The organism is Thermodesulfobacteriota bacterium, from assembly GCA_036397855.1.
GTDB lineage: Bacteria > Desulfobacterota_D > UBA1144 > Nemesobacterales > CSP1-2 > DASWID01.
Genome location: DASWID010000025.1, coordinates 1 through 8,470, shown reverse-complemented (window position 1 = coordinate 8,470; position 8,470 = coordinate 1). Strand labels below are relative to the sequence as shown.

Genomic DNA, 8,470 nt, shown 5'->3' with positions numbered 1-8,470 from the left:
TCGTGGATAAAATTCCTCATTGGGTTGACGACGTGAGCTGCGAATTTAGCCGCCCTGCTATCCCGTGTGATAAGCCAATCGGATATTGTTTCGGCCAGAAATCCAAAGGGTGCTCCAACCACGGGTGTTGAAATTAAATCGGGGAGCGAAGGGTTTTCTACAGTTCCTTCAATCGTATATTCGAAAAGCGCGCTTTGAACAAATGCCCCTAAAAATGCCCCCCAATAACCCCACCCCATCGCCCGATAGTAAAGATATTGCAGTGCACCCACAAGAGGATGTGTGACATAATTTGTTTGAAACCCGTCTCCGTCATCTACGACAGGCAGTTCCGTTATGTGATCCCACCAGCCTGAGGCTGATGCACTGAAAATTCTCTCGTCCTTGTTCCTGACATAAAAAAAACGGACTGCCCACATCAATCCGTAAGAGATAGCGGTATCGCGAAGAAAATCTTTGACTCCCAGTTTCTTGATATCATCATGTTCTGTTACCCCATCATTGTCTATTGCGTCGACTTCCTCTTCATGTTTTAAGTCTCCCGCGTCAGCGATCTCTTTAGCACCCGAGGAAGGTGAATTAATGTATGAATCCATAAACCCAGAAGCCGAATATGCCAGTCCAGAAAAAATAAAATTAAACGCAAATAGTGTTATTGAGATCCTTTTCAACATATCAATCAATTATTCGCTGATTCCTATCCTGCTACTTAGAACTAACAGCCAAATTCAAAACGAGCATTTGCACTCAGAAACCAAAAATTAGATTCTTATTTTCGATATGATCTGAATCGATTGACAAGATTTTTCAGACTTATAATCATCAATCCTGCATACCGATCGGCAAATGACTCACATGCTATACTGCCTCAAATTTACTATTTTCCTGAACAATCACGCTTATGCTTTTTCTCGAAGTTCATTAAATTTACTTGAGTCTGCGATGAAAAACGTGGAGAAAAGATACACTAATATTTCATTCAATAAAAGGTACATCCAGCCCCTTACTACTGTTCAGTATTCACAGACTATAGTGTCCCCGCAAGACTCGTGACTATGAGACTAGGTGTTTGTTGAATCTCATGGTCTGATGAAAGCATATTTCTTTTAAATAATTCTACCGTAGTGCTCTTAACTAAAATTAATCCAGTTTGTCATTTTTCGGTACTGTAATGACTTAAACTTATTACAAATATTTCTAACGCATGCGCGAAATGTAATCCAAACAGCAGAGATTTATTCCAATGATCTCAGAAAGTGGATATAAACGATATTTTTCTTTTCCTATAATTTCCACATTAAGTAAGGACCCAGAGCTAATTCCGTAAACGGCGATACTCCAACCATGAAAAAGCCTTTATATTGTCACAGTCATCACGATCCGAGTATTGCGGAATAAGATAGGAGTGGATAATATGATATTAAAAATAAATTTAATTTGCCTGATCATAGTGATATTTTTGGAAGGTTCACAATTAGGGTTGTTTTCAAGAATGCGTCGTATATTGGGTCTACGACAAAAAATAACATTCTTAAGTTTAAATTGATCAACTGCTTTAATTTTATATAACAGTTTCAGCCAGTCCGTTGAAATCATACGGAAACCATCAACATGGGGAAAATAATATGTGTCGCAAATCAAAAGGGTGGCGTGGGGAAGACAACTACGGTCGTAAATCTTTCAGCCTCTCTTGCTGCTGCCCATAAGAAATCCATCTTTATTGATTTCGACCCGCAGGGTAATGCTACAAGTGGTGTTGGTATTGATAAGGAGAAGGTTGGGAAAAGCATCTATAATGCGATAATTGGTGAGGTTAGCATCAGAGAAACCATAATCGAATTAGAACATCAAATCCTAAAAGACTACCTTAGTGTCACACCCTCAAATTCTTCCCTTACGGGAGCAGAGATTGAGCTAATATACGTCGAAAGACGTGAATGGAGACTGAAAGACGTTATTGAACCAATAGTAAACGAATACGACTACATATTCATTGACAGTCCACCATCACTTAGTTTACTAACAGTAAATGCCCTTACCGCTGCCGATTCTGTTATCATACCGGTTCAATGCGAGTACTATGCTATGGAAGGACTTGGACAGCTTAAGAGAACAATTTCACTGATCAATCAGAGACTAAATCCGAATCTTGAAATCGAAGGTTATCTTTTAACAATGTTCGATCCAAGAAACAAAATATGTCATGTAGTTGCAAACGAGGTGATTGACTACTTCAAAGAGCGAGTGTTTCAAACACGAATTCCTAGGAATGTCAGGCTTGCGGAATCACCAAGCCACGGAAAACCAGTCTTATTGTATGATAGTAAATCCGTCGGAGCCGAGAGCTATATCTCCCTTGCCCGAGAGATCATAGCAAGGCATGGAGGTGAAAAGGTTGAAGAAAGTCACTTTGGGTAGAGGACTCGACGCCCTGATCCCAACCGATAAGGAGGTAAATGGATATATTCTTGCCGATATAGATCAAATTAAACCAAATGCCTACCAGCCGAGAAAAGAATTTGACGAAGATGGTATCGACGAGCTGGCATCATCAATCAAAGAAAAGGGAATCATACAGCCGCTAGTAGGAAGGAAGATCGGGGATAGCTACGAAATAATCGCAGGTGAACGACGCTGGAGAGCGGCTCAAAAAGCTGGTCTTAAAAAAATTCCAATCATCCTCAAGGATGCTTCTGACAGTGAGATCCTGGAACTAGCGTTGATTGAGAATCTTCAAAGGGAAGATTTAAACCCCATAGACGAGGCAATTGCGTATGAGCAGCTCATTGGAGATTTTGGATTAACCCACGAGGAGATCTCAAAAAGAATAGGAAAGGATAGATCTACAATAACAAATCAGATTAGACTTCTCAAGCTCCCTGAGCGGGTAAAACAGGCAATAAAGGAGGGAGAAATCAGTGCAGGACACGCGAGGGCAATCCTGAGCATAGAATCACAAAGTAAGGCACTAGAGATTCTTGACCTAATAAGAAGAAATAAACTCTCGGTGAGACAGACAGAAAAACTCGTACAGGGTCTAATTAAAGAGCCGGGAGCTGATAAAAAGCAAAATTACATTGACCCCTTTCTTAACAATATTACAGAAGAACTGAAGAAAGTATTGGGGACTCAGATCAGGATCATTGACAGGAATGGCAAGGGCAAAATCGAAATCGAATACTATTCCATAGATGATCTGGAAAGGATCATTGAAGCGTTAATGACAAGAAGGTAAACAAAACAACGTAGTGGCGAAACCAAGGGCAAAAAAATGAAGGATTTTAAAGTCAAAGTCGAAGTAAAGCTAAAGTCTGTGGTGTTAGACCCACAAGGAAAAGCCGTGCTGTCAGCTCTTCATAAACTGGGTTATAATGAAGTGATAGAAACCAGAGTCGGAAAGTTGATCGAAATGACGGTAAGAAACACTGACAAAGAAAACGTTAAAGGACTAGTTGAAGAAATGTGTGATAAGCTTCTGGCAAATCCTGTGATTGAAGATTTCATTATTAGCATTAAATGATTGTTCGGAACGAAACCCTCAAAGGAGGATTTAAGCTTACTGAGAAACATTAATTCAGACTCCCGAATATCGTCTCCTTGATTTGAGAGAATTTCGAATGAATGACCCTGCAGCAAGCTGCATGGTATCATAATAGAAACTGAAAGTCTCAGTTGCTGCGAGGAACCCTGAGTCCTGAGTTTATCGAAGGATCGAAGGGGACGAAGCAATCTAGAAATGAGATTGCTTCACGGAGCCTGCACTGAGTAAGACGAATGTGTTCAAATGACAGGCGAGGGGAAACCCTGTAGCAAGCTACAGGGAATTCACTAGTCAAACATATATTGATAATCATATCGAAGGGCATAGACTAACTAATGGCAAACTTTGGAATAATCGTTTTCCCCGGCTCAAACTGCGATCATGACTGCTATCATGCGATAAAGCACGTATTTGACCAAAGATGTGAGTATGTATGGCATGACAGTAAATCTTTGGATGGTTTCGATTGCTTAATAGTGCCTGGAGGGTTTTCATATGGAGATTACCTACGAACGGGTGCCATAGCAAGTTTCTCTAACATAATGAAGGAGGTAAAGAAGTTCGCTAAAACAGGAAAACTAATAATAGGAATTTGCAATGGGTTTCAAATTCTAGTCGAGGCAAGGCTACTTCCCGGTGCGTTTATTAAGAATTCCTCAACAAAGTTTATATGCAAATGGGTTAACATTCGTATTGAAAACAACATAAGCCCGTTTACTCATATCTTTCATAGAGGAGACGTATTGAAAATACCTATAGCGCACGCAGAGGGCAATTATTACGCTGGTCACGATGATATTAAGTACCTGAAGGGAAATTCTCTAATTGCTTTTAAGTACTGTGATCAAGAAGGGCTCGTAGATTCGGAATCAAACCCAAATGGATCTGTTGAAAACATTGCTGGAATATTAAATTCACAAGGCAATATTCTAGGTATGATGCCACACCCTGAAAGATGCTGTGAAGAAGTTCTCGGTGGAAAAGACGGAAAGCTTATTTTTGAATCTATCATATCCTGGTTGAAACGTGGCAATAGTACGAAAGATGTTAAGAATTTCATCTGACTGAATCCAATTAATACCGCACCTCAACCTCATCTGATCATTATAATTTTGTTGACTTATAGCTATTTGTCTCTTCCCTATTTTGTGGTAACCTAAAAGGATAAATATTCTTAATTTATCCGATCTTATACAGCATGAACACAATACTCGCGGATCAAACAATTGATATAACTAAAGAAATTTGTCCGATGACATTTGTAAAAACAAAACTAAAACTCGATACCTTACGCTCTGGACAGATTTTAGAAGTGATCCTGAGAGACGGAGAACCCTTAACCAATGTCCCAAGAAGTGTAAAGGAAGAGGGGCATAGGATCCTGGAAATTCGTCAAAAAGGTGATTTCTACACAATCCTAATTGAGCGTCGCTAATGGATTCCCCATTAACAAAAACAAATCAAACCACTCTCGGAATAAAAAGGGCAGACTCTGTAATTGATTTGATTGGAAACACGCCACTAATCAGGCTCGGGAAAATTACAGAGCATCTTAATTCAGATGTTGAGATTTACGCAAAGGCCGAATGGTTTAACCCAGGAGGCTCCGTAAAAGATCGCCCTGCACTTTGGATGATCCTAGACGGAATCCGTTCTGGCAAATTAACCAAAGACAAAGTTATTATGGACTCATCATCTGGCAACACAGCTATTTCTTATGCAATGCTTGGGGCAGCACTTGGTTACAGGGTTGAGCTGGTTACGCCTGAAAACATAAATATAGAGAGAAAGAAAACGCTAGAGGCATTTGGATCCAGAATAATCTATTCAAATCCCCTTGAGGGCTCAGATGGTGCAATTAAGCTAGCTCAGAAATTGAGAGCCGAAAACCCAGAAAAATATTTTATGCCCGATCAGTACAATAACCCTTTAAATCCGATCTCCCATTATGAATCTACTGGACCGGAAATCTTGCAACAAACACGTGGAAGGGTCACCCACTTTCTCTCGGGGATCGGAACCAGCGGAACACTAATGGGTACAGGTAAAAGATTAAGAGAATATAACCCCAATATAAAGGTCATATCGATTGAACCCGCTGAATCCCTTCATGGACTGGAAGGTTTGAAGCACATGGCAACATCAATAGTTCCCGGGATATTTGATCCGATCTTTCCTGATGAACGACTGTATGTACCAACAGAAGATTCATACAGGGTTATGAAAGAATTGCTTAAAATGGAGGGGATATTTGTGGGACACTCAGGAGGTGCGGTCATTCATGCCACGCTGGAGTATGCGAAGAGATTAGATGAGGGAGTTCTGGTCACGATACTGCCCGACAGCGGTTACAGATACCTCAGCGGAGGTATATGGTGGTAAAGATCATAAAATCTACATATTTGGAATTGATAAAACACGCTGAATCAGGATATCCAAACGAGGTGTGCGGGGTCCTGATTGGTAAAAATGGTAAAATTACGGACTATAAACAGTGTAGAAATTTGAACGAAGAAAGAACACGTGATCGTTACGAATTAGATCCCGCGTCTTTTCATGAAGCAGACGACTGGGCAAGAAAGAAGAGGCTTGAGATCCTGGGCATATACCACTCACATCCGGATCATCCATCTATGCCTTCAGAGTTTGACAGATCTCGTGCATGGCCCGAGTGGATTTATATCATATTATCAATCAACAAAGGCAAATACAATGATGGACGGGCCTGGTTACTCGATGATTCTGTTTTAACTTTTAAAGAAAAGGGAATTGATTTGATCGATGAAAAATGACGAGTTTCATATCGAACTGACTGAGGACCAGATATATAGATATAGCAGGAATATATTACTTCCTGAAATTGGTGGAGTGGGTCAGGAAAGGCTTCTAAGATCAAGGGTATTTTGCATTGGTGCTGGGGGTCTGGGTTCTCCAATCGCACTTTACCTTGCCGCAGCGGGTGTCGGTACTATCGGGATTGCAGACTCCGACCAGGTAGATATAACCAATCTCCAGAGACAGGTTCTTCACTATACAGATGATATAGGAAGACCGAAAACAGTATCCGCACGGGAAAAATTACAAAAACTCAATCCTGACGTAAACGTAATCATCTACGAAGAATCGATCAAAAAAAACAACATCAGAGAGATAATTAAGGGATACGACATCATTCTGGACGGTTCTGATAATTTTCCAACGCGCTACCTTGTAAACGATGCATGCTACTTTGAGAAAAAGACCCTGGTTTCCGGAGCGATACTCCGCTTCGAAGGTCAGGTATCAGTATTTAAACCACAATGCGGTGGTCCCTGCTATCGCTGCCTCTATCCTGAAATCCCACCTGCGGGCATGATACCAACCTGCCAAGAGGAAGGCATACTCGGCGCCGTTGCTGGAATGATTGGCACGATCCAGGCCTTGGAAACACTGAAAGAAATCCTTCAAATCGGACGTACCCTTTCGGGGAGACTGCTTATATTCAATACATTAAACATGAACATCCTTGAACTAAACGTAAAAAGAGACCCAAAGTGCCCGCTCTGCAGCGATAATTCAACTATAAAAGAAATGGTTGATTATGAACAGCCGGAGTGTGACTTAAATACTTCTCCGATCTATTGATATTTCCTCTAGAGGAGTCCTTTGACTAAATAATTCGCGGGTGATAAAATGAGAAATATTGATATATACCTAAATTCATAAATGTCAGAGAAAGACTATTTAACTCTAGCAATAAAGCTTTTTCAAAGAGCGTATGAATTCCAGATGGTTAATGATTTTGACTCTGCAGAAGAATACTACAGAAAATCAATTGACGTTTATCCCACAGCAGAAGCTTACACATTCCTTGGTTGGACTCACAGCTTTCAAGGAAAACTCAATGAGGCAATAACTCAATGTAAAAAAGCAATCGAGATTGACCCAGACTTTGGGAATCCATACAACGATATTGGGGCATATTTAATTGAGCTGGGAAGATATGATGAAGCGATACCCTGGCTGGAAAAGGCAATACTCGCAAAAAGATACGAGCCGAGACATTATCCCCACTTTAACTTAGGAAGGATTTACCTATCAAAAGGGATGGTTAACAAAGCCCTCGAAGAACTCCGTAAATCACTGGAACTATATCCCGATTATATACTTGCTAAAGAAGCAATAGATAAGATTAGATTATCGTTGAATTAATACTGCTTTTTTAAATAAATTATTGCATCAACTGCCATATTAATTGCCTTCTCTCTAGATCAAACGTTTTATGAATATCAAGGATAAGGTAGTAATCATCACCGGGGGCGCTAGACGGATCGGACGGACTATTTGCCTCACTTTAGCTGAGCGAGGGGCAAAGATTGTAATCAATTACAACAAGTCTGAAAAAGATGCGAAGGAACTGTTAAACGACTTAAATCGGATTAATCATACACGCGCTATCGCCGTCAAGGCAGATGTCTCCAAGTCAGATGAAGTAAAGAATATGGTTGAATCGACTATGGCCCATTTTAAAACGATAGACATCTTAATCAATAACGCCGCAATTTTCTTTAAGACACAACTTTTTGATATGTCCGAAGATGATTGGGATTTATTCATGGATACAAATCTAAAGGGTCCTTTTCTATGCTCTCAAATCGTGGGCAAGATTATGTCAGACAAGGGATCAGGAAAAATAATAAATATCGTAGACTCATTTGTTATATCCAAAGAAACAGAACACTACATTCCATATATGGTTTCCAAGGCTGGACTGGTCATGCTTACAAAAACATTGGCAAGGACACTAGCTCCAGATATCCACGTTAATGCTATTGCCCCAGGTCCGGTACTGTTCCCTTATAACTTCACCGAAGGGGAAAAAAGGCAGGCTGTGGAAGGCACCGCTTTGAAGAGGAATGGTTCTCCGGAGGATATAGCGATGGGAGTAAT

At 40.4% G+C, this 8,470-nt stretch carries 11 protein-coding genes; 10 read left to right on the top strand and 1 reads right to left on the bottom strand.

Translation table 11 applies throughout. The features are described 5' to 3' along the window. Positions 1–674 (bottom strand): DUF3943 domain-containing protein (locus tag VGA95_01935; GenBank protein ID HEX9665295.1); only part of this gene is annotated, 674 nt, incomplete at its 3' end. Positions 675–1,611: 937 nt separating this feature from the next. Between VGA95_01935 and VGA95_01930 the strand changes: the two genes are divergently transcribed. From VGA95_01930 to VGA95_01885, 10 genes are all read left to right on the top strand, one after another. Continuing rightward, positions 1,612–2,418 carry an AAA family ATPase gene (locus tag VGA95_01930; GenBank protein ID HEX9665294.1) on the top strand — a complete coding sequence of 269 codons (807 nt, stop codon included), beginning with the start codon at positions 1,612–1,614 and terminating at the stop codon, positions 2,416–2,418. Continuing rightward, positions 2,387–3,235 (top strand): ParB/RepB/Spo0J family partition protein, encoded by an 849-nt coding sequence (locus VGA95_01925; protein ID HEX9665293.1) that lies wholly within the window; start codon positions 2,387–2,389, stop codon positions 3,233–3,235. The genes VGA95_01930 and VGA95_01925 overlap by 32 nt, the downstream gene beginning before the upstream one ends. A gap of 36 nt (positions 3,236–3,271) precedes the next feature. After that, a complete protein-coding gene (gene purS, locus VGA95_01920) occupies positions 3,272–3,520 on the top strand; it encodes a phosphoribosylformylglycinamidine synthase subunit PurS (protein HEX9665292.1) in 249 nt (82 codons plus the stop codon). 356 nt (positions 3,521–3,876) lie between these two features. Beyond that, complete coding sequence (purQ, locus tag VGA95_01915; GenBank protein HEX9665291.1) at positions 3,877–4,605, top strand: phosphoribosylformylglycinamidine synthase subunit PurQ; 729 nt, start codon at positions 3,877–3,879, stop codon at positions 4,603–4,605. A 134-nt stretch (positions 4,606–4,739) separates the two neighbouring features. After that, entirely contained in the window at positions 4,740–4,976 is a 237-nt protein-coding gene (locus tag VGA95_01910; protein ID HEX9665290.1) for a sulfurtransferase TusA family protein, read from the top strand. Further along, a complete protein-coding gene (locus VGA95_01905) occupies positions 4,976–5,923 on the top strand; it encodes a PLP-dependent cysteine synthase family protein (GenBank protein ID HEX9665289.1) in 948 nt (315 codons plus the stop codon). The genes VGA95_01910 and VGA95_01905 overlap by 1 nt, the downstream gene beginning before the upstream one ends. Further along, positions 5,914–6,333, top strand: coding sequence for a M67 family metallopeptidase (locus VGA95_01900; protein HEX9665288.1), 420 nt, complete (start codon positions 5,914–5,916; stop codon positions 6,331–6,333). Before VGA95_01905 ends, VGA95_01900 begins: the two co-directional genes overlap by 10 nt. After that, positions 6,323–7,165, top strand: coding sequence for a molybdopterin-synthase adenylyltransferase MoeB (moeB, locus tag VGA95_01895; GenBank protein ID HEX9665287.1), 843 nt, complete (start codon positions 6,323–6,325; stop codon positions 7,163–7,165). Before VGA95_01900 ends, moeB begins: the two co-directional genes overlap by 11 nt. A gap of 81 nt (positions 7,166–7,246) precedes the next feature. After that, the gene (locus tag VGA95_01890; protein ID HEX9665286.1) at positions 7,247–7,732 is read left to right on the top strand and encodes a tetratricopeptide repeat protein; all 486 of its coding nucleotides are present in this window, start codon (positions 7,247–7,249) and stop codon (positions 7,730–7,732) included. Positions 7,733–7,802: 70 nt separating this feature from the next. Beyond that, on the top strand, positions 7,803–8,470 hold a 668-nt coding region (locus tag VGA95_01885; GenBank protein ID HEX9665285.1), incomplete at its 3' end, for an SDR family NAD(P)-dependent oxidoreductase.

Excerpts from the sequence above, each read along its gene's own strand:
- VGA95_01930 (HEX9665294.1), top strand. The coding sequence starts at position 1,612 with ATGGGGAAAATAATATGTGTCGCAAATCAAAAGGGTGGCGTGGGGAAG.
- moeB (HEX9665287.1), top strand. The coding sequence starts at position 6,323 with ATGAAAAATGACGAGTTTCATATCGAACTGACTGAGGACCAGATATAT.
- VGA95_01910 (HEX9665290.1), top strand. The coding sequence starts at position 4,740 with ATGAACACAATACTCGCGGATCAAACAATTGATATAACTAAAGAAATT.
- VGA95_01905 (HEX9665289.1), top strand. The coding sequence starts at position 4,976 with ATGGATTCCCCATTAACAAAAACAAATCAAACCACTCTCGGAATAAAA.
- purQ (HEX9665291.1), top strand. The coding sequence starts at position 3,877 with ATGGCAAACTTTGGAATAATCGTTTTCCCCGGCTCAAACTGCGATCAT.
- VGA95_01900 (HEX9665288.1), top strand. The coding sequence starts at position 5,914 with ATGGTGGTAAAGATCATAAAATCTACATATTTGGAATTGATAAAACAC.
- VGA95_01890 (HEX9665286.1), top strand. The coding sequence starts at position 7,247 with ATGTCAGAGAAAGACTATTTAACTCTAGCAATAAAGCTTTTTCAAAGA.
- purS (HEX9665292.1), top strand. The coding sequence starts at position 3,272 with ATGAAGGATTTTAAAGTCAAAGTCGAAGTAAAGCTAAAGTCTGTGGTG.